Origin of the sequence: Aquabacterium soli (genome assembly GCF_003933735.1) — a bacterium.
Classification (GTDB): Bacteria; Pseudomonadota; Gammaproteobacteria; order Burkholderiales; family Burkholderiaceae_C; genus Aquabacterium; species Aquabacterium soli.
This window is the reverse complement of sequence record NZ_RSED01000019.1, coordinates 41040-59999: the sequence shown is the minus strand read 5'-3', so window position 1 is coordinate 59999 and position 18960 is coordinate 41040. Positions and strand designations below refer to the sequence as shown.

Sequence of the window (18960 nt, the reverse complement as noted above, 5' to 3'; positions counted from 1 at the left end):
ACGGGTCTGTCAGCCCTTTTCAGGGCGGCGCGCACGACTTTGACGAGTTCGCGCAGTGGCGAATGCGACACCAAGCAGGCCCGAGAGCAGCAAGGACATGGAGGCGGGCTCTGGCACTGCCGTGGTGATGCTGCCGTAGTTGGTGACAGCCTGCAGCGTCGATGTTCCGGCGCCATACAGCCTCAACGCGCTGACCACATGCTCGTAGCCTTGCTGTGTGATCGTCAGGCCGCCGAGGCTGAAGGGCGGGATGCCGCTGACGTAAGGGCCGCTCAGCGGTGCGGGCACGATGCCGCCAGCCAGATTGCCTTGAACGCTTCCAAAACTCCAGAGGTGGAAGTTGTTGAGCGTGGTCGTGACTTCGCTGTCATAAGGTGCATGTCCCTCGGCCGTGCCCACACCTCGGAAATCACCGGTGAGCGACGCATACACGCGTTGGCTCTGGAAGTCGATCTGCAGATTGGTGATGGACAGTACGCCGCCGTGAGACAGGTTGTTCTGAAAGGGCGCATTCCACGTCACGCCCCCGATGGATGACAGGCCAGTGATGGCGCCGCTGGAACTGTCAACCCAGACGCCGTCCACGACGCTGGTCAAGGAAAGTGCGGTGCGCGTGATGCCGCCAGGATGTGGGGTCAGCGCTTCGGTCACTACAGAGGGATCAACGCCTTGAACAGACACCTTCTGGACGTTGAGGAAGTCAAGCAGCCCTGCAGAGGTGTTCAGCGTGAAGTCTCCTCCTGTGAACACGATGCCGTTGGGTGCCGTGGTGTTCACCGCAACGAAGGTGGACGCATGGACCTGGGTGCTGGAAAGAGCGATGGTGACGAGGCTGCCGATGGCTGTGAGAAGCCTGCTTGAATAACGCATGTTTTTTCCCGGTGTGAAGATTGATGTTGCAGGGCAATGCTGTGCCCAATGCTGTTTTGCTTTTTACAGCTATTGCATATTAGCCATCACATGTCAGCTAGAACTCCGGGCTATTCCTTAATTCCTTCTATGTTGTATATCGTTACGAGTTGATCGCATAAGTTCGGTGCAGAAAGCAAGAAGCCCGACCTCAGCCGGGCTTCTCGGTCGGCTCCTTCGAGCCGGAGGGAGGCGGAATGGTCAGATGCGTTCGATGACCATCGCAATGCCCTGACCGCCGCCAATGCACATCGTGATCAGTGCATAGCGGCCGTTCACGCGTTGCAGCTCGTACAGCGCCTTGGTCACGAGGATGGCGCCGGTGGCGCCCACCGGGTGGCCCAGCGAGATGCCCGAACCGTTGGGGTTGGTCTTCTCGTTGGGGAAGCCCATTTCCTTGGACACGGCGCAGGCCTGGGCCGCAAAGGCTTCGTTGGACTCGATCACGTCCAGATCGGCCACGGTCAGGCCGGCCTTGGCCAGGGCGGCCTTCGATGCAGGCACGGGGCCGATGCCCATGTACTCGGGCTCGACACCGGCGTGGCCATAGGACACGAGGCGGGCCAGCGGCTTGAGGCCCAGTTCCTTGGCCTTGTCGGCGCTGGCCATCACCACGGCGGCGGCGCCGTCGTTCAGACCCGACGCGTTGCCGGCGGTCACGGTGCCTTCTTCTTTCTTGAAGGCCGGCTTCATCTTGGCCAGCACTTCGGCGGTGGTGTCGCCCTTCACGTGCTCGTCGGTGTCGAACAGCGTGGTGCCCTTGCGGGTCTGCAGTTCAACCGGGACGATCTGTTCCTTGAAGTAGCCGGCTTCGATGGCGGCGGCGGCGCGCTGCTGGCTCTGCGCGGCGTAGGCATCCTGCTGTTCGCGCGTGATGTCGTAGCGGGCGGCCACGTTCTCGGCGGTGATGCCCATGTGGATGTGCTTGCGCGGGTCGTGCAGGGCGCCGAGCATGAAGTCCAGCATCTTGACGTCACCCATGCGCGCGCCCCAGCGGTTGCTGGTGACCAGGTAGGCGCCACGGCTCATGGATTCGGCACCGGCGCCGATGGCCACGTCGCAGTCACCCAGCAGGATGGACTGGGCGGCCGACACCACGGCCTGCAGGCCCGAGCCGCACAGGCGGTTCACGTTGAAGGCGGGAGTTTCTTGCGGCACGCCGGCGTTCAGGGCCGCCACGCGGCTGATGTAAGCATCCTGCGGCACGGTGGGGATCACGTTGCCCAGCACCACATGGCCCACGTCCTTGGGCTGCACGCCAGCGCGCTCCAGGGCGGTCTTGATCACCAATGCGCCCAGATCGGCGGGCGGGACGTCCTTGAGCGAGCCGCCAAATGTGCCGATGGCGGTACGGGCGGCGCCCACGAAGACGACTTCACGAGTCATGTTGGTTCCTTCAGGAGGTGGCTAGGGAGGGTGGTGCAGGCCTGTCCGGAAGACCGGAAAGATCTGGTCTGGTTGATTGTCAGATTATGACGCGTCTGCGGGGGTTTCCCCTCCCGCCAGGCGGTACGGGCGGGTGTGCTGCTCGGGAGCGAGGGGACTTGGCGAGGGCCCCCGCCCGAGCAGTTGCGAGGCCTGTTCTGCGATCAAGGTTTCGCCGTGTTCCAGCATCAGATAGCGGAAGGCCTCGGCCGCTGGCGACAGCACCTTCGATACCTCGTGCACGAGGTTCCAGGTGCGCATGATGGGCGTGCCTTCGAACTCGATGATCTGCAACTGTCCTCCGCGCAGTTCGGCCGCCACGGCGTGCAGCGACAGGAAGCCGATGCCCAGGCCGGCCATCACCGAGGCCTTGATGGTCTCGTTGCTGGGGATCTCCATGGCGATGCGCGGCGCCAGCCGGCGCTCTCGCAGGTAGTTGTCCAGCGCGTGGCGCACTTCCGAGCCGAGTTCGCGAACGATCAATGGGTAGTGGACCAGTGCTTCCAGGGGCGGGTGGCCCACACTCAGCAACGGATGGCCCGGCGTGCACACGAACACCATCGGGTGCCCTGCGAAGGGCTCAGAGCGCAGGGCGTATTCGCGCGGTGGGCGCCCCATCACGGCCAGGTCGATCTCGTTGCTGTGCAGGCGATCCAGCAGTTTGGTGAGGTCGCGCGTTACATCCAGTCGCACGTCCACGCCGGGGTGCTCGGCCCGAAAGCGCGCCAGCAGCGACGGCAGGAAATAGCCCGCGGTGCTCAGCAGGCCGATCGTGAGCACACCGGTTTCGACACGTTTGAAACGCGCCATCACGTTTTCGGCATCCTTGAGCGTAGACATCAGCCGCTTGGCGTAGACGATGAAGTACTCGCCGGCCATCGTCAACTGCACCTGCTTGCCCTGGCGTTCAAACAGCGGCAGGCCAACATGGCCCTCCAGTTCCTTCACCTGCATGGTCACCGCGGGGGGCGAGAGGTGCAGCGCTTCTGCCGCGCGGCTGAAGCTCAAGTGCTTCGCGACCTCCGTGTAGACCCTCAACTGCCGAAAAGTCACGCTCTTCATTAAGCAATTCCTTAATCAAGGCAAAACAAAATCTGAATTTACCTTATTTGTCCGATTCCCTACATTGATTCGCAACCCCTTCAACGAGTCATTGCAGCGAGGTCGACATGAACAAGCCAGTCGAAGAGGGCGTCATCCTGGACGCCAAGAAGCGCTACAGCGCAGGTGTGCTCAAGTACCGCCAGATGGGTTACTGGGATGCCGACTACCAGCCCAAGGACACCGACGTGCTGTGCCTGTTCCGCATCACACCGCAGGAGGGCGTGGACCCGATCGAGGCCGCCGCCGCGGTGGCGGGCGAATCATCTACGGCCACCTGGACGGTGGTGTGGACGGACCGCCTGACCGCCTGCGACACCTACCGCGCCAAGGCCTACAAGGTCGAGCCGGTGCCGGGCAACCCCGGCCAGTACTTCGCGTGGGTGGCCTACGACCTGATCCTGTTCGAGGAAGGCTCGATCGCCAACATGACGGCCTCGCTGATCGGCAATGTCTTCAGCTTCAAGCCCCTCAAGGCCTGCCGCCTGGAGGACACCCGCATCCCCGTGGCCTATGTGAAGACCTTCAAGGGGCCGCCCACCGGCATGGTGGTCGAGCGCGAGCGGCTGGACAAGTTCGGCCGCCCATTGCTGGGCGCCACCACCAAGCCCAAGCTGGGCCTGTCGGGCCGCAACTATGGCCGCGTGGTGTACGAGGGCCTCAAGGGCGGGCTCGATTTCATGAAGGACGACGAGAACATCAACTCGCAGCCCTTCATGCACTGGCGCGACCGCTTCCTGTTCGTGATGGACGCCGTCAACAAGGCCAGCGCCGTGACAGGCGAGGTCAAGGGCAGTTACCTGAATGTGACGGCCGCCACCATGGAAGACATGTACGAGCGCGCCGAGTTCGCCAAGAGCCTGGGCTCGGTGATCGTGATGGTCGACCTGGTGATCGGCTGGACGGCGATCCAGTCCATGGCCAACTGGTGCCGCAAGAACGACATGATCATGCACATGCACCGCGCGGGGCATGGCACCTACACCCGCCAGAAGTCGCATGGCGTGAGCTTCCGCGTGATCGCCAAATGGCTGCGCCTGGCCGGCTGCGACCACCTGCACACCGGCACGGCCGTGGGCAAGCTGGAGGGCGATCCGATGACGGTGCAGGGCTACTACAACGTCTGCCGCGAAAGCATCACCCGGCAGGACCTGCCGCGCGGCCTGTTCTTCGACCAGGACTGGGCCGACTTGAAGAAGGTGATGCCGGTGGCGTCGGGCGGCATCCATGCCGGCCAGATGCACCAGCTGATCGACCTGTTCGGCGACGACGTGGTGCTGCAGTTCGGCGGCGGCACCATCGGGCACCCGCAGGGCATCCAGGCCGGCGCCGTGGCCAACCGCGTGGCGCTGGAGTGCATGGTCAAGGCCCGCAACGAAGGCCGCGACATCAAGCACGAAGGCCCGCAGATCCTGCAGAAGGCGGCGCAGTTCTGCTCCCCCCTCAAGCAGGCGCTGGACACCTGGGGCGACATCACCTTCAACTATGCCTCGACGGACACCAGCGATTACGCCGTGACCCCGTCCGTGGGCCTGTGACACCAGCAGGAGGACTTCACCATGATGACCAACCCCACCGGCCGCCTGACGCAAGGCCAGTTCAGCTTCCTGCCCGACCTGACGGACGACGAGATCTCGATGCAGATCGAGTATGGCCTGAACAAGGGCTATGCCTGGAGCGTGGAGTACACGGATGATCCGCACCCCCGCAACACCTACTGGGACATGTACGGCCACCCCATGTTCGACCTGCAGGATGCGGCCGGCGTGATGCTGGAGCTCAGGGGTTGCCGGCAGGCCTTTCCCAACCACTACATCCGCCTGCTGGCCTTTGACTCGACACGCGGTGTGGAGACGGTGGTGATGAGCTTCATCGTCAACCGGCCAGCGCGCGAGCCAGGCTTCTTCCTGGAGCGCCAGGAGATCGATGGCCGCAGCATGCGCTACACCACGCGTGTCTATGCCGCCGACCGCCCAGAGGGCGAGCGTTACCAGGGCTGATGCAAAGGAGCACGCGATGAACGCACCGCTGTACAGCCTGCCGGGCAGCCAGACGCAGACGCCGGCCTCCGTTGGAGAGGCGCCTGCCGCGGTGCGTGTTGAATCCCCGGCACCACGCACCGTGGCCGACGTGCTGGCACAAAGCCAGGTCGAAGCCGTGATGGACGAGCTCGATCGCGACCTGGTCGGCCTGGCCCCGGTCAAGGCCCGCATCCGCGACATCGCCGCGCTGCTGGTGATCGACAAGCTGCGAGCCGCACATGGCCTGGCGGCGCAGAGCCCTTCCTTGCACATGTGCTTCACCGGCAATCCCGGCACGGGCAAGACCACCGTGGCCATGCGCATGGCGCAGATCCTTCACCGCCTGGGCTATATCCGCAAGGGCCACCTGGTGGCCGTGACGCGCGACGACCTGGTCGGCCAGTACATCGGCCACACGGCGCCCAAGACCAAGGAAGTGCTCAAGAAGGCCATGGGCGGCGTGCTCTTCATCGACGAGGCCTACTACCTCTACCGGCCCGAGAACGAGCGCGATTACGGGCAGGAGGCCATCGAGATATTGCTGCAGGTGATGGAGAACCAGCGCGACGACCTGGTCGTGATCCTGGCGGGCTACAAGGACCGCATGGACACCTTCTTCAAGAGCAACCCGGGCATGTCTTCGCGCATCGCGCACCACTTGGATTTTCCGGACTACGCCGTGGGCGAGTTGCTGTCCATCGCCGACACCATGCTGGCCACGCAGCACTACCGTTTCGGGCCGGATGCCCGCGAAGCGTTCGACGACTACCTGCACCGGCGCCTGGCACAGCCGAATTTTGCCAATGCCCGCAGCGTGCGCAATGCACTGGACCGTGCCCGACTGCGCCAGGCCAGCCGCCTGTTTACCGACCGGGACCGGGTGCTGGGCCGTGATGACCTCGTCACGCTGGAGGCCCGCGACATCCGCGCCAGCCGGCTGTTCGGCGTGGCCGATGACGGGGCCACTGTGCAGGCGGCTTGAGAGGCGTCGTTGACGCAGCTCCAGCCCCCAGCGCATCCGCGACAAACACACATCTACAAAGCCGGAGGACCACCCCATGAACGCCATGACACCGCTGCCCAGCCAGCCCTCGCGCACCTTGCTGGACGAGGCCTTGCAGCACCACCTGGGGGACATGCCCGCGGAGGTGGCGCAGGCCCTGCGGGACACCCTGGGCGCCATCGCGCAGGCCTGCGCCCGCATCGGCGATGTGGCGGCGCAGGGCGTGCTGGCCGATGCCATGGGCGTGGCTGGCGCCATCAATTGCCAGGGCGAGGTTCAACAGCGGCTGGATGTCATCGCCGATGGCCTGATGGCGGCCAGCCTGGCCCAGTGCCGCCACGTGGCCGGCTGGGCCAGCGAGGAGCATGAGCAGGTGCATGTGTCGCAGGCCCATGGTCTGCAGGGCAGCCAGCTGGTGGTGTTCGACCCGCTCGATGGCTCATCCAACATCGACGCCAACATTTCCATCGGCACGATCTTCTCGGTGTTGCCGCACCGCTACCGCGGCATGGCGCCCTGCGAATCAAGCTTCCTGCAGCCCGGGCATCAGCAACTGGCGGCGGGCTATGTGCTGTATGGGCCGGCCACGCTGATGGTGCTGACCTGCCGCCGTGGCGTGCTGGTCTTCGCGCTGGACAGGCGTGGAGAAGGGCAGGGCAGCGCCCCGCGCTGGGTGCTCACGCGAGACCAGGTGCAGATCTCCGCGCACACGTGCGAGTTCGCCATCAATGCCTCCAACCAGCGTTTCTGGGAAAAGCCCATCCAGCGCTATGTGGCCGAATGCGTGGCCGGCGACAGCGGCCCGCGCATGAAGGACTTCAACATGCGCTGGGTGGCCTCCATGGTGGCCGAGGTGCACCGCATCATGACCCGCGGCGGCGTCTTCCTCTACCCGCGCGATACCCGCGAGCCGCGCAAGCCCGGCCGCCTGCGCCTGATGTACGAGGCCGCGCCCATGGCCCTGCTGGTGGAGCAGGCCGGTGGCCGCGCCGTCAACGGCACCAGCGAGCTGCTCGACCTGGTGCCCGACACGCTGCACCAGCGTGTGCCCGTGATCCTGGGCTCGCGGGACGAGGTCGACCGCATTGTGGGCTACCACGCCGACCCCAGCGAGAACGTGTCGTGGCAGCTGTTTCGCACACGCTCGCTGTTCGTGCAGCCTCAAGCCTGAACGCGGGGATCAGCATGTCCAAGCGCCACCCTATCATCGTCGTGACCGGCTCCAGCGGCGCTGGCACCACCACCGTCAAGACCACCTTCGATGCCATCTTCCGCCGCGAAGGCGTGAGCGCGGCGATCATCGAAGGCGATGCCTTCCACCGCTACAGCCGCTCGGAGATGAAGCTGGCCATGGCGCAGGCCGAACTGGAGAACCGCCACCTCAGCCACTTCAGTCCCGATGCCAACGAGTGGCAGGAGCTGGCCCAGCAGTTCCGCGCCTATGGCGAGACCGGCCGTTGCAAGACACGCTACTACCTGCACAACGAATCAGAGGCCGCGCCCTACGGGCAGGAGCCCGGCACCTTCACCGCCTGGGTGGACACCCCCGTGGACACCGACCTGCTGTTCTATGAAGGCCTGCACGGCTGCGCCAAGACCGCCACGGTGGACGTGGCCCGTCATGTGGACCTGAAGATCGGCGTGGTGCCCATCATCAACCTGGAATGGATCCAGAAGATCCACCGCGACACCAAATCGCGTGGCTACTCGCGCGAGGCGGTGTCCGACACCATCCTGCGCCGCATGCACGATTACGTGCACTACATCTGCCCGCAGTTCGCCGAGACGGACATCAACTTCCAGCGCGTGCCGGTGGTGGACACCTCCAACCCCTTCATCGCGCGCGACATCCCGACGGCCGGCGAAAGCATGACGGTGATCCGTTTCCGCAACCCGCGCGGCATTGATTTCCCTTACCTGCTGTCCATGATCCCGGAGTCCTTCATGTCGCGCGCCAACACCATCGTGGTGCCCGGTGGCAAGATGGACCTGGCCATGCAGCTGATCCTCACGCCCATGATCCTGCGCCTGATGGAGATTCGCCGCGCGCAGATGCAGTGATGGCACTGATGCAGCCATGACGCACCACCCAGGAGAGAGCGATTGATGACCGACCCATGCCCTGGCAACGCTGTGCCGCACAGCGTCCGCCTGATCACCTTCGACCTGGATGGCACCTTGGTGGACACCGCCAGCGAGATCGCCGAGGCCGCCAACCGCACCTTGGCGCAGACCGGGCTGCCGCGCCGCGCCTTGCCCGATGTGACGCGGCTGATCGGCCATGGCACCCGCGAGCTGATGCGGGGTCTGCTGGCCCAGGCGGTGGAGGCCGGGGATGCGCGCGCGGAGGATGTGGATTTCGAGGCCATCATGCAGTGCTTCGAAGGCCATTACCACGACACCACGGGCACCGACAGCCGCCTCTACCCGGGCTGCCTGGAGGGCCTCACGCGTCTGCGCGATGCAGGCATCCAGATGGCCTGCGTCACCAACAAGGAGCACCGGTTCGCGGTGCGGGTGCTGCAGGCCACCGGGCTGTCCGCCTTCTTCCGCCTGGTCGTCGGCGGTGACAGCCTGGCACAGAAAAAACCCCACGCGGCGGTGATCCAGTATTGCCTTGACGCGCTGGCTGTGCCTCAATCACAGGCAGCGCACTTGGGAGATTCCAGCATCGATGTCGACACCGCACGCCGGGCAGGCGTGGCGGCGTGGGCCGTGCCTTACGGTTACAACGGCGGGATGCCCATCGAGGCGTCGCATCCTGACGTTTTGTTTCCCGGCATCGATGCGGTGGCCGACCATGTGCTGTCCGTGGCCGCGAAGGCGGCTTGACGCGCATCACGGTGCGGTCACGAAGCGGGCGCGATCATTGTGTGAAAGATGTGACCCCTGAACCCTCGACCAGGAGAAAAGCATGGCAGTGAGCACCCCGATCGCCGACATCGGCTGGCCCGCAGAGCCCTTTCGGCTGCAGAGCGTGGACGGCCAGTACTACAGCCTGCAGCAACTGGCCGGCCCCCGTGGCACGCTGGTCATCTTCATGTGCAATCACTGTCCTTACGTGAAGGCGGTGCTGCCGCGCATCCTGCGCGAGGCACGTGAGCTGAGCAAGCATGGGGTGAACACCATCGCCATCAATTCGAACGACGACGAGGCCTACCCCGAAGACGGCTTCGAGCAGATGAAGCGCCTGTCGGCCGAGAACGCCTTTCCGTTCCAGTACCTGCACGACGATACGCAGGACGTGGCCCGTGCGTACGATGCCGTGTGCACCCCTGATTTCTACGGCTTCGATGCCGACTTGCGCCTGCAGTACCGTGGCCGCCTGGACGCCTCGCGCAAGGAGCTGGCGCCCGAGGATGAGCCGCGCGAGCTGTTCGACGCCATGCGCTTGATTGCGCACTACGGCTACGGCCCGGCCGAGCAGAACCCCAGCATCGGCTGCTCGATCAAGTGGCGCGAATCGGCGGTGTCGCCCGTGCTGCTTCAGGCCGCGTACTCGCAGCCTTCGCTCTGAGCCAGGGGGGCGGCCGCGTGTCGCCCGCTCAGCCGTGCTCGCCTGCGGGCCTGCAGGATCATGTCTGCCGCTTTCTCGCCGATCATGATGGTGGGGGCATTGGTGTTGCCGCCGATCAGCGTGGGCATGATGGACGCATCCACCACGCGCAGGCCCTGCACGCCGTGCACGCGCAGTTGATCATCGACCACGGCCATGTCGCCCTGTCCCATGCGGCAGGTGCCCGAAGGATGATAGATGGATTCGGCATGTTGACGGATGTGCTGTTCGATGGCCTCGTCGCTGATGGCATCCAGCCCCGGCGCCACTTCTTCACCTCGGTAGGCGTCGAAGGCCGGTGAGGCGAAGATGCGCCGCACCTGCTTGAAGCCCTTGACCAGCGTTTGCAGATCCTCCGGGTGCGTGAGGTAGCCGGCGTCAATGATGGGCGCCTTCAGCGGATCGGTGCTGGCCAGCGTGATGCGGCCACGGCTCTTGGGCCGCAACTGGCACACGTGCATGGTGAAGCCTTCGTTGGTCATGAAACGCAGGTCGCGCCCATGGTTGCGCAGGCTGGCTGGCATGAAGTGCAGCTGCAGGTCTGGAATGGCCTCGTCGGGTGAGCTCTTGATGAAGCCGCAGCCCTCCGCCCCATTGTTGGTCAGGAAGCCGGAGCTGCTTGTCAGCAACTGCAGGACGGCACCTGGCATGCGCAGCATGTTGCGCCAGCTCAGGCCCGATGACACGCGCTGCAGCGAGCGGTAGGTGAGTGTCACGTCCAGGTGATCCTGCAGGTTGCGGCCCACGCCGGGCAGGTGGTGCAGGGTGTTGATGCCGTGTTCATGCAGGTGGGCTGAATCACCGATGCCCGAGAGCATCAGCAACTGCGGGCTCTGCACGGCCCCTGCACACAGGATCACTTCGGCCTGGGCGTGCACTTCGCGCTGATGTCGCCCCTGCCTGAAGGCCACGCCGGTGATGCGTCGCCCCTGGGACAGCAGGCGCGTGGCCTGTGCGCCTGTCAATATCGTGAGGTTGGGGCGTGCGCGCACTTCGTCGCTGAGAAAGGCCTTGGCCGCGCTGCAACGCCGCCCGTTCTTCTGCGTGACCTGGAAGTAGCCCACGCCTTCCTGCTCGGCACCGTTGACATCGTTGTTCAGCGGAAACCCGGCTTGCTCAGCGGCCTCCAGGTAGCGCTGCGTGAGCACATTGGGCTGGCGGAAATCCATCACATTGAGCGGCCCGCCCACGCCATGGAACTCGCTGGCACCCCGTTCCTGGTGCTCGGAGCGCTTGAAGTAGGGCAGCACATCGGCATAGCCCCAGCCCTGGTTGCCCAGCGAGGCCCAGTGGTCGTAGTCGGCCGCGTGGCCGCGGGTGTAGCACATGGCGTTCATCGAACTGGAGCCGCCCAGCATGCGTCCACGTGGCCAGAACAGCTGACGTCCTGCCAGTTCGGTTTCGGCCCGGGTCGTAAACTGCCAGTTGAGCGTGCGGCTGAACATCAGCCACAGCATCCCCGCCGGGATGTGGATGGCCGGGTGCCAGTCTTTGGGGCCTGCTTCCAGCAGGCAGACCGTCACGTCAGGATCCTCACTCAGCCGGCTGGCCACGACACAGCCTGCCGACCCACCGCCCACCACCACATAGTCCACCAGCATGATCCTTGTCCTTCCAGGCCGGCGAACCATCTGAGCCAGCGAAAACGCGCCAGCACGACAGTCCACATACCAATAGAATTTAAGATACTCATAGTATGTCAGATGGAATGAAGAGCGTCAAACGTCTCAGGGATACCCATGCAGAAGCCACGCGCAAGGCGCTGGTGGCGGCAGCCGCACTGCGCTTCGCCAGGGATGGGCATGCGGGCACCAGCCTGGACGACGTGGCGGCAGACATCGGGACGACCAAGGGGGCGGTCTACCATCACTTCAAGGACAAGAAGGCGCTGTTCCTGGCGGCTTATGAGCTGCTGTCACAGGATCTGATCGCAGCCTTGTCCGCGGACCCGCGCATGCAGGAAACCACGGTGGGAGGGCCCATCGGCGCCTTCCTGGCGCTGGCCACTCAAGACCGCTACCGCAGGGTGCTTTTCGTGGAGGGCCCCGCGGTGCTGGGCAGCAAGGTCTGCCGCGAGATCGACATGCGCTACGCCTTCGGGCTGCTGGCCCGCCTGGTAGGCCGCTACGGCGTGGCCGAATTGCTGCCCCAGGTGTCGATCGGGGTGTTGTCGAACCTGCTGATCGCGCTGCTGATCGAGGGGGCGCAACTGATCAGTGCGTCAGATGACCCGGCGCAGACGGCCCAGCAGGTCGAACTGCTGCTGACCCAGGCGATCGAATCGATGAGTCAGCCTTCCGCTCAGGCTTGAGCGAGTGCGGCGGCTTGTTGGGCCAGCGCGCGGATCTCGTCCCAGCGCCCGGCGGCCAGGGCCGCCTTGGGGGCCAGCCACGAGCCTCCCACGCAGGCCACGTTGGGCAGGGCCAGGTAGCGCGGGGCACTTTCCAGCGTGATGCCACCAGTGGGGCAGAACACGGCTTGCGCGAACGGGCCGTGCAGGGACTGCAGCAGCCTGATGCCGCCCACCGCCTCGGCCGGGAACAGCTTGAAACGGTCCAGGCCGGCATCCAGGCCCATCATCAGCTCTGACGCGGTGGCCACGCCGGGCAGCAAGGGCAGGGCGCCGGGGTGTTGCGTGGCTTCGGCCAGGGCGGGTGTCAGCCCGGGAGACACCGCGAACTGTGCCCCCGCGGATTGGGCTGCCGCCAGTTGAGCAGGGGTCGTCACCGTGCCTGCGGCGATCACAGCCTGGGGCACGGCGCGCGCCATGGCCTCGATCACTGCCAGGGCCTGCGGTGTTCGCAGGGTGATTTCCAGCACTTTCAGCCCGCCCTCGAACAGGGCCCGGGCCAGCGGCGCGGCATGGGCCACCTCATCCACCACGAGCACCGGGATCACCGGGGCCAGGCGCATGGCTTGATCGATCAGGGAAACGGGGCGTGCATCAGGCATGGTGTGAGCAGTGGGGTGGGCTCAATGGAGCGGGTTGAAACACAGGTCAGCGGTCGTCACCAGTCACCACCGAAGGTGGCTGCGCCCTGCTCGGCACCGGTGACGGTGTGCCGCATGCCACCGAACAGATCGCGGCCCATGCCATGGTGATGCGCTTCACGGTCGAGCGTTGGCAGATCGCGTGCGTCCCATTCCTGCGGCGAGACGAGCGCATCCAGCGTGCCGGCCACCGCATCGAGCAGGATCACATCGCCATCGCGCACGCGGCCCAGGGGGCCTTGAGCCAGGGCTTCAGGTGTGACGTGGATGGCAGCGGGCACCTTGCCGGAGGCACCTGACATGCGGCCGTCGGTCACCAAGGCCACCTTGAATCCCTGGTCCTGCAGGTTGGTGAGGGTGGGTGTGAGCGAGTGCAGTTCGGGCATGCCGTTGGCGCGCGGGCCCTGGCCTCGCACCACGGCGATGAAGTCGCGTTGCAGTTCGCCCCGCTTGTAGGCGGCCAGCAGATCTTCCTGGTCTTCGAAGACGATGGCGGGGGCCTGCACGACCTGGTGCTCAGGCTTGACGGCCGACACCTTGATCACCGAACGGCCCAGGTTGCCCTTCAGCAGGCGCAGGCCGCCATTGGCCGCGAAGGGGGTGGCAACGGTGCCGACGATCTGGTCATTGCCGCTGGTGGCGGGGGCATCTTCCCAGGCCAGCACATGCTGTCCATCGGGACCTTCGTGCAACACCGGATGGCGCGTGTAGGCGCGCAGGCCGGCCTTGCCGCCGGCCACGGTGCGCACGTCCTCGTGCAGCAGGCCGGCATCGAGCAACTCACGGATCAAAAAGCCCAGGCCGCCAGCTTCATGGAACTGGTTCACATCGGCCTTGCCATTGGGATAGACGCGGGCCAGCAGCGGCACCACGGCCGAAATGTCGTCGAAGTCGCTCCAGTCGATCAGGATGCCGGCGGCCCGTGCAATGGCCACCAGGTGCAGCGTGTGGTTGGTCGAACCGCCCGTGGCCATCAGGCCGACGATGCCGTTGACGATGGCGCGCTCGTCGATCACCTCGGCGATGGGGGTGTAATCAGGGCCGTGGGCGGTGATCTGCAGGACGCGGTTGGCCGCTTCTCGCACCAGGGCCTCGCGCAGTGGCGTGCCCGGGTTGATGAAGGCCGAGCCGGGCACGTGCAGTCCCATGATCTCCATCAGCATCTGATTGCTGTTGGCCGTGCCGTAGAAGGTGCAGGTGCCGGCCGAGTGGTAGGACTGCTCCTCGGCGGCCAGCAGCGCATCGGGGCCCACTTCACCTGCCGCGAAGCGCTGGCGCATCTTGGCCTTGGCCTCATTGGACAGCCCTGAGGGCATGGGCCCGCCAGGCACGAAGATGGTGGGCAGGTGTCCGAAGCTCAGCGCGCCGATCAGCAGGCCGGGCACGATCTTGTCGCACACGCCCAGGCACAAGGTGGCATCGAACATGTTGTGCGTGAGGGCCACCGCCGTGCTCATGGCGATCACGTCCCGCGAGAACAGCGACAGTTCCATGCCGGGCTGGCCCTGCGTGACGCCATCGCACATCGCGGGCACGCCGCCTGCGAACTGCGCCGTGGCGCCATGCTCGCGTGCGGCTTCCTTGATCCAGGCCGGGAAGGCCAGCAGCGGCTGGTGGGCCGACAGCATGTCGTTGTAGGAGGACACGATGCCGATGTTGGGCGCGTGCTGCGCGCGCAGCCAGATCTTGTCGCTCTCCGGGGCGGCGGCATAGCCGTGGGCCAGGTTGGTGCAGCCCAGCCCGGCGCGTTGCACGCCACGGGCGTGGTGGGCGGCAACGTGCTGCAGGTAGCGCTGTCGGGTGGCTGCGCTGCGGGCACGGATGCGGGCGGTGACCTCGATCAGGCGTGGGTGGGGACTCACGGATAGCGATCCTGTCAATGTGGGTTCCACAGCATAAACCCAGGGGGCGTGCCGCTGGACCTACACTGGCGCCATGACCACAGTGAGGACGAAGTAATGGGTGGGAACGCTGGACCGGTGCTGCACCGGGCGGCCGATGCGGCCAGCCTGGCGATCGAGGTGGCGCAGGCAGTCGAGGCGGGCCTGCGCGAGGCCCTCGCTGAGCGCGGCCGGGCGACGCTGGTGGTCTCGGGCGGCTCCACCCCCGTGCCCATGTGGCAGCGCCTGTCAATGGCCGAGTTGGACTGGACCCACGTCACCATCACCCTGGCCGACGAGCGCTGGGTGCCGGTGGACGACCCGGCCAGCAACGAAGCCCTGGTACGTCGCCACCTGCTGCGCAACGAGGCGGCCTGGGCCCGCTGGGTGCCGCTTTACAACGGCATGGACACGCCTGAAGCCGCCCAGCCTGCGGTGGAGTCTCGTCTGGCCACCATTGGGTGGCCGGCAGACGTGGTGGTGCTCGGCATGGGAGGGGACGGGCACACGGCCTCGTGGTTTCCGGGGCAGGTGATGGATGCGGTCTGGCAGGCGCACTGCGCGGCTGTTGGCGTGCCGCCTGCGCCCAATGTGCCCGAGCCCCGCATGACGCTCACGCCGCGAACCTTGCTCGATGCCCGGCACATGCTGCTGCACCTCACAGGTGCCGACAAAGAGCTGGTACTGGCCCGTGCACTCACGCCGGGTAACACGGTCGAGCTGCCCGTGCGCCGGGCCTTGCATGAATCAAAGGCAGTCTGCCACGTGTACCACGCGCCCTGAGGCATGTGGGCGTGGTGCACGTGGGACAGGGATTCAGCCGTCTTCGCCCACCGGTTCAGCCGTGCGGCTGACCAGCAGTTTGTCGATGCGCTTGCCGTCCATGTCGACCACCTCGAAGCGCCAGCAATCCCATTCGACGTGGTCGGCCGTCTTGGGCAGGCGGCCCAGCAGCATCATGACCAGGCCGGCCAGGGTGTTGTAGCGGCCCCGGTCTTCATCGGGCAGGTTCTTCAGGCCCAGCCGGTCTTTCAGCTCCGGCACGGGGATCAGGCCGTCGATCAGCCAGGAGCCATCCTCGCGTTGCACGGCCCAGGCTTCCTCTGGTTCGTCGGCGGTGGTGAACTCGCCGGTGATGGCCTCCAGCACATCGCGCAGGGTGATCACGCCCTGTACCTCGCCGTACTCATCGACCACGAACACCATCTGCGAACTGGAGGCGCGGAAGTGCTCCAGCAGTTCCATGCCTGAAAGGGTTTCGGGCACGAACACGGCCGATTGCAGACCGAGTGTCAGGTCAGCGGTGTGCGTCTGCGCAAACTGCTGCAGCAACTGCTGCGCGGTGGCCACACCGACCACATCGTCCAGGCCACCGCGGCACACGGGGTAGCGCGAGTGGCCATGCTCCTTGATCACGGCGAGGTTCTCGTCGAGCGTGTCTTCGAGGTTCAGCCAGGCCATGTCGCCACGCGGGATCATCATCGAGCCCACCTGGCGGTCGTCCAGGCGGAACACGTTGCGCACCATCTGGTGCTCGTGCGCCTCGATCACGCCGGCATCCAGGCCTTCTTCCAGGCTGGCAGCGATCTCTTCTTCGGTCACTCCGCGGTTGCCGTTGTCCTTGATGCCCAGCATGCTCAGCACCGCGTTGGTGCAGAACGACAGGGAGGCCACGAAGGGCTTGGTCAGCCGAGACAGCAGGCGCATGGGACGCGACACCAGGCGCGCCACCGATTCAGGGAACATCTGGCCCACGCGCTTGGGCACCAGTTCGCCGAAGATGATGGTGACGAAGGTGATGATCAGCACCACCAGGCCGGTGGCGGTGATGCCCGCGACGCGTTCGGAAATCTCGAACTGCGAGACCAGCCATTGGGCCAGAGGGGCAGAGAATGCGGCCTCGCCGACGATACCGTTGAGCACGCCGATGGACGTGATCCCGATCTGCACGGTGGACAGGAACTGCGTCGGGTTGTCGTGCAGGTCCATGGCCACCCGGGCGCCGTCGTCGCCCGTCTCGGTCATGACTTGCAAACGGGCTTTGCGGCTGGAGGCCAAGGCCATCTCAGACATGGCAAACAGGCCGTTGAGCAGGATCAGAAAAATCAGCAGTGCTAGTTCCATGACTGGCGCCGGGCATGGCCGGGCCATCGGTTTCGATGCCGCAAGGTTATCAGAATCATTTTTCAGGCCCGGCCAATGTCCCCTGGTTGTAGTCGCGCAGCGCCTGTTCGATTTCTTCGCGCGTGTTCATCACGAAGGGGCCGTACTGCACGACGGGTTCGCGCAGGGGCTTGCCCGCCAGCAGCAGCACGTCGGCGCCTTGCGGGCCGGCGGCGAGTGCCACTTCGGCGCCGTGCCCCAGCACACCGGCCCAGCCATGGTGCAGGGCGCGGCCATCGATTTCGATGTCACCATCGGCCACGTACACCAGCGCGGTGTGGCCCGGCGGCACGGCGGTGCGCCACGCTGCGCCGGCCGGCAGGTGGGCGTGCAGGTAGAGCGGCTCGGTGCTCAAGCCCTGGATCGGGCCGCGCACGGGCTGCCCCTGTGCGTTGGCCGTTTCGCCTGCAATCACCTTCACCCAGCCGCCGTCGGCAAGGACCGCACGGGGAATCTGGTCGGCTGGGATGTCGCGGTAGGCTGCGGGCTTCATCTTCTCGGCTGCGGGCAGGTTGATCCACAGCTGGAAGCCACGCATGCGGCCCTCTTGCTGCTGCGGCATCTCTGAGTGGATGATGCCGCGCCCGGCCGTCATCCACTGCACATCGCCATCGCGCAGATGCCCCTGGTTGCCCAGATGGTCCTCGTGCAGCATGTGGCCTTCGAGCATGTAGGTGACGGTTTCGAAGCCGCGATGCGGGTGCGACGGGAAGCCCGCGATGTAATCGTCGGCCTGGTCGGACGCGAACTCGTCGAGCATCAGGAAAGGGTCCAGGTTCAGCGTGGAGCGGGCCTGGAAGACGCGTGTCAGGCGAACGCCGGCACCGTCTTCCGCGGGCTGGCCGCGAAGGGCGGTTGCCACGGGGCGGGTGAGGGGCAGGGCGGTGGTGTCGGCAGTGGTCATGCGGGGCTCCTGGACGCGGTGGCGGGATCCGTCCAGGGAGCCTCGCAGCGTCGATGCATCCATGATGGGGGCGTGACGCCGTTTTGCCAGCCAAGAGGCTTGCATGCACCGTTCAAAGGATTTGAGCGAGCAGCCCACGGCGCAGGGCATTTGCCCGCAGAATCACCCGCATGATCTATCTGCTCGGAGACCTGCAGGGCTGCTGCGACCCGCTCGATCGGCTGCTGCGCACCGTCGAGTTTTCGCCCTCGCGCGACCACCTCTACGTGCTGGGTGACCTGGTCAACCGGGGCCCGGACTCGCTGGGTGTGCTGCGCCGCCTGCGCGGGCTCGAAGGCGCCGCCACCTGCCTGCTGGGCAACCACGACCTGCACCTGCTGGCCGTGGCACATGGTGTGCGCAAGCTGCACAAGGGCGACACCGTGGCCCCCATCCTGGATGCGCCTGACCGTGATGACTGGCTGAACTGGCTGCGCCATCGCCGGCTGGCGGTGCATGCGCATGGGTGGCTGATGGTGCACGCTGGTGTGGTGCCGCAATGGGATGTGGCCCAGGCGTTGGCGCTGGCCAACGAGGTGGAGGCCGTGCTGCAGGGGCCGGACCTGGCTGAGTTTCTGCCGCGCATGTATGGCAACGAGCCGGCCCGCTGGGACGAGGCGTTGCAGGGCGCAGACCGTTGGCGCTGTGTGATCAACAGCCTGACGCGCCTGCGCTTCTGTGCGGCCGATGGCACGATGGAGTTCGCGACCAAGGAAGGCGCGGGCGGCTCACCTGAAGGGTACATGCCCTGGTTCGAGGTGCCGGGGCGGCGCACGGCGTCGGCATCGGTGGCGTTCGGGCATTGGTCCACGCTGGGGCTGATCAACCGCGATGACTTGCTGTCGCTGGACACCGGGTGCGTGTGGGGCGGCGAGCTCACCGCCGTGCGCCTGCTCGAGGGCGGTGGACGGGAGGTGATCCAGGTCCCTTGCGAGCAGGCGCGCAAGCCTGGGTAAGGCGCAGGGCTT

18 protein-coding genes are annotated in these 18960 nt (G+C 65.8%); 10 read left to right on the top strand and 8 right to left on the bottom strand.

What is annotated here, in order from left to right; translation table 11 throughout:
• Positions 1–9: 9 nt before the first annotated feature.
• The 3 genes from EIP75_RS19200 to EIP75_RS19190 form a co-directional block, all read right to left on the bottom strand.
• Positions 10–870: a PEP-CTERM sorting domain-containing protein gene (locus tag EIP75_RS19200; protein ID WP_125244904.1), complete on the bottom strand. Its 861-nt coding sequence runs from the start codon at positions 868–870 to the stop codon at positions 10–12.
• Positions 871–1110: 240 nt separating this feature from the next.
• Positions 1111–2295, bottom strand: coding sequence for an acetyl-CoA C-acyltransferase family protein (locus tag EIP75_RS19195; protein ID WP_125244903.1), 1185 nt, complete (start codon positions 2293–2295; stop codon positions 1111–1113).
• A gap of 84 nt (positions 2296–2379) precedes the next feature.
• Entirely contained in the window at positions 2380–3396 is a 1017-nt protein-coding gene (locus EIP75_RS19190) for a LysR family transcriptional regulator (RefSeq protein ID WP_125244902.1), read from the bottom strand.
• Positions 3397–3503: 107 nt separating this feature from the next.
• Between EIP75_RS19190 and EIP75_RS19185 the strand changes: the two genes are divergently transcribed.
• From EIP75_RS19185 to EIP75_RS19155, 7 genes are all read left to right on the top strand, one after another.
• On the top strand, positions 3504–4973 hold the full coding sequence (locus EIP75_RS19185) for a form I ribulose bisphosphate carboxylase large subunit (protein ID WP_125244901.1): 1470 nt from the start codon (positions 3504–3506) through the stop codon (positions 4971–4973).
• Positions 4974–4994: 21 nt separating this feature from the next.
• On the top strand, positions 4995–5435 hold the full coding sequence (locus EIP75_RS19180) for a ribulose bisphosphate carboxylase small subunit (protein ID WP_125244900.1): 441 nt from the start codon (positions 4995–4997) through the stop codon (positions 5433–5435).
• A 16-nt stretch (positions 5436–5451) separates the two neighbouring features.
• Entirely contained in the window at positions 5452–6438 is a 987-nt protein-coding gene (gene cbbX, locus EIP75_RS19175; protein ID WP_125244899.1) for a CbbX protein, read from the top strand.
• 85 nt (positions 6439–6523) lie between these two features.
• Positions 6524–7630 carry a class 1 fructose-bisphosphatase gene (locus EIP75_RS19170; protein ID WP_125244948.1) on the top strand — a complete coding sequence of 369 codons (1107 nt, stop codon included), beginning with the start codon at positions 6524–6526 and terminating at the stop codon, positions 7628–7630.
• Positions 7631–7644: 14 nt separating this feature from the next.
• The gene (locus tag EIP75_RS19165) at positions 7645–8520 is read left to right on the top strand and encodes a phosphoribulokinase (protein WP_125244898.1); all 876 of its coding nucleotides are present in this window, start codon (positions 7645–7647) and stop codon (positions 8518–8520) included.
• Between the two features lie 45 nt (positions 8521–8565).
• Positions 8566–9291 carry an HAD-IA family hydrolase gene (locus tag EIP75_RS19160; RefSeq protein WP_125244897.1) on the top strand — a complete coding sequence of 242 codons (726 nt, stop codon included), beginning with the start codon at positions 8566–8568 and terminating at the stop codon, positions 9289–9291.
• An 82-nt stretch (positions 9292–9373) separates the two neighbouring features.
• Positions 9374–9976: a thioredoxin family protein gene (locus EIP75_RS19155; RefSeq protein ID WP_125244896.1), complete on the top strand. Its 603-nt coding sequence runs from the start codon at positions 9374–9376 to the stop codon at positions 9974–9976.
• On the opposite strand, the gene EIP75_RS19150 is transcribed toward EIP75_RS19155, so the two are convergent.
• Positions 9946–11616, bottom strand: coding sequence for a GMC family oxidoreductase (locus EIP75_RS19150; protein ID WP_199758653.1), 1671 nt, complete (start codon positions 11614–11616; stop codon positions 9946–9948). The two genes, EIP75_RS19155 and EIP75_RS19150, sit on opposite strands and share 31 nt — an antisense overlap.
• 107 nt (positions 11617–11723) lie before the next feature.
• On the opposite strand from EIP75_RS19150, the gene EIP75_RS19145 reads away from it, so the two are divergent.
• Entirely contained in the window at positions 11724–12326 is a 603-nt protein-coding gene (locus EIP75_RS19145; protein WP_158622915.1) for a TetR/AcrR family transcriptional regulator, read from the top strand.
• On the opposite strand, the gene eda is transcribed toward EIP75_RS19145, so the two are convergent.
• Together eda and edd are read right to left on the bottom strand one after the other, a co-directional pair.
• Positions 12317–12967, bottom strand: a complete 651-nt coding sequence (eda, locus tag EIP75_RS19140) for a bifunctional 4-hydroxy-2-oxoglutarate aldolase/2-dehydro-3-deoxy-phosphogluconate aldolase (RefSeq protein WP_233584953.1) — start codon at positions 12965–12967, stop codon at positions 12317–12319. The two genes, EIP75_RS19145 and eda, sit on opposite strands and share 10 nt — an antisense overlap.
• A gap of 56 nt (positions 12968–13023) precedes the next feature.
• Entirely contained in the window at positions 13024–14868 is a 1845-nt protein-coding gene (gene edd, locus EIP75_RS19135) for a phosphogluconate dehydratase (protein WP_125244894.1), read from the bottom strand.
• A gap of 96 nt (positions 14869–14964) precedes the next feature.
• Here edd and pgl point away from each other — a divergent pair, with 96 nt between their 5' ends.
• A complete protein-coding gene (pgl, locus tag EIP75_RS19130; RefSeq protein WP_125244893.1) occupies positions 14965–15669 on the top strand; it encodes a 6-phosphogluconolactonase in 705 nt (234 codons plus the stop codon).
• 33 nt (positions 15670–15702) lie between these two features.
• Here the strand turns inward: pgl and EIP75_RS19125 are convergent, their stop codons facing one another.
• Both EIP75_RS19125 and EIP75_RS19120 read right to left on the bottom strand, forming a co-directional pair.
• Entirely contained in the window at positions 15703–17010 is a 1308-nt protein-coding gene (locus EIP75_RS19125; protein ID WP_125244892.1) for a hemolysin family protein, read from the bottom strand.
• Positions 17011–17065: 55 nt separating this feature from the next.
• Entirely contained in the window at positions 17066–17953 is an 888-nt protein-coding gene (locus EIP75_RS19120) for a pirin family protein (protein WP_125244891.1), read from the bottom strand.
• Positions 17954–18123: 170 nt separating this feature from the next.
• Here EIP75_RS19120 and EIP75_RS19115 point away from each other — a divergent pair, with 170 nt between their 5' ends.
• On the top strand, positions 18124–18948 hold the full coding sequence (locus EIP75_RS19115; RefSeq protein ID WP_125244890.1) for a symmetrical bis(5'-nucleosyl)-tetraphosphatase: 825 nt from the start codon (positions 18124–18126) through the stop codon (positions 18946–18948).
• Positions 18949–18960 lie beyond the last annotated feature (12 nt).

Coding starts and splice junctions, on each gene's coding strand:
- EIP75_RS19200 (WP_125244904.1), bottom strand. CDS start 870: ATGCGTTATTCAAGCAGGCTTCTCACAGCCATCGGCAGCCTCGTCACC.
- EIP75_RS19195 (WP_125244903.1), bottom strand. CDS start 2,295: ATGACTCGTGAAGTCGTCTTCGTGGGCGCCGCCCGTACCGCCATCGGC.
- EIP75_RS19190 (WP_125244902.1), bottom strand. CDS start 3,396: ATGAAGAGCGTGACTTTTCGGCAGTTGAGGGTCTACACGGAGGTCGCG.
- EIP75_RS19185 (WP_125244901.1), top strand. CDS start 3,504: ATGAACAAGCCAGTCGAAGAGGGCGTCATCCTGGACGCCAAGAAGCGC.
- EIP75_RS19180 (WP_125244900.1), top strand. CDS start 4,995: ATGATGACCAACCCCACCGGCCGCCTGACGCAAGGCCAGTTCAGCTTC.
- cbbX (WP_125244899.1), top strand. CDS start 5,452: ATGAACGCACCGCTGTACAGCCTGCCGGGCAGCCAGACGCAGACGCCG.
- EIP75_RS19170 (WP_125244948.1), top strand. CDS start 6,524: ATGACACCGCTGCCCAGCCAGCCCTCGCGCACCTTGCTGGACGAGGCC.
- EIP75_RS19165 (WP_125244898.1), top strand. CDS start 7,645: ATGTCCAAGCGCCACCCTATCATCGTCGTGACCGGCTCCAGCGGCGCT.
- EIP75_RS19160 (WP_125244897.1), top strand. CDS start 8,566: ATGACCGACCCATGCCCTGGCAACGCTGTGCCGCACAGCGTCCGCCTG.
- EIP75_RS19155 (WP_125244896.1), top strand. CDS start 9,374: ATGGCAGTGAGCACCCCGATCGCCGACATCGGCTGGCCCGCAGAGCCC.
- EIP75_RS19150 (WP_199758653.1), bottom strand. CDS start 11,616: ATGCTGGTGGACTATGTGGTGGTGGGCGGTGGGTCGGCAGGCTGTGTC.
- EIP75_RS19145 (WP_158622915.1), top strand. CDS start 11,724: ATGAAGAGCGTCAAACGTCTCAGGGATACCCATGCAGAAGCCACGCGC.
- eda (WP_233584953.1), bottom strand. CDS start 12,967: ATGCCTGATGCACGCCCCGTTTCCCTGATCGATCAAGCCATGCGCCTG.
- pgl (WP_125244893.1), top strand. CDS start 14,965: ATGGGTGGGAACGCTGGACCGGTGCTGCACCGGGCGGCCGATGCGGCC.
- EIP75_RS19125 (WP_125244892.1), bottom strand. CDS start 17,010: ATGGAACTAGCACTGCTGATTTTTCTGATCCTGCTCAACGGCCTGTTT.
- EIP75_RS19120 (WP_125244891.1), bottom strand. CDS start 17,953: ATGACCACTGCCGACACCACCGCCCTGCCCCTCACCCGCCCCGTGGCA.
- EIP75_RS19115 (WP_125244890.1), top strand. CDS start 18,124: ATGATCTATCTGCTCGGAGACCTGCAGGGCTGCTGCGACCCGCTCGAT.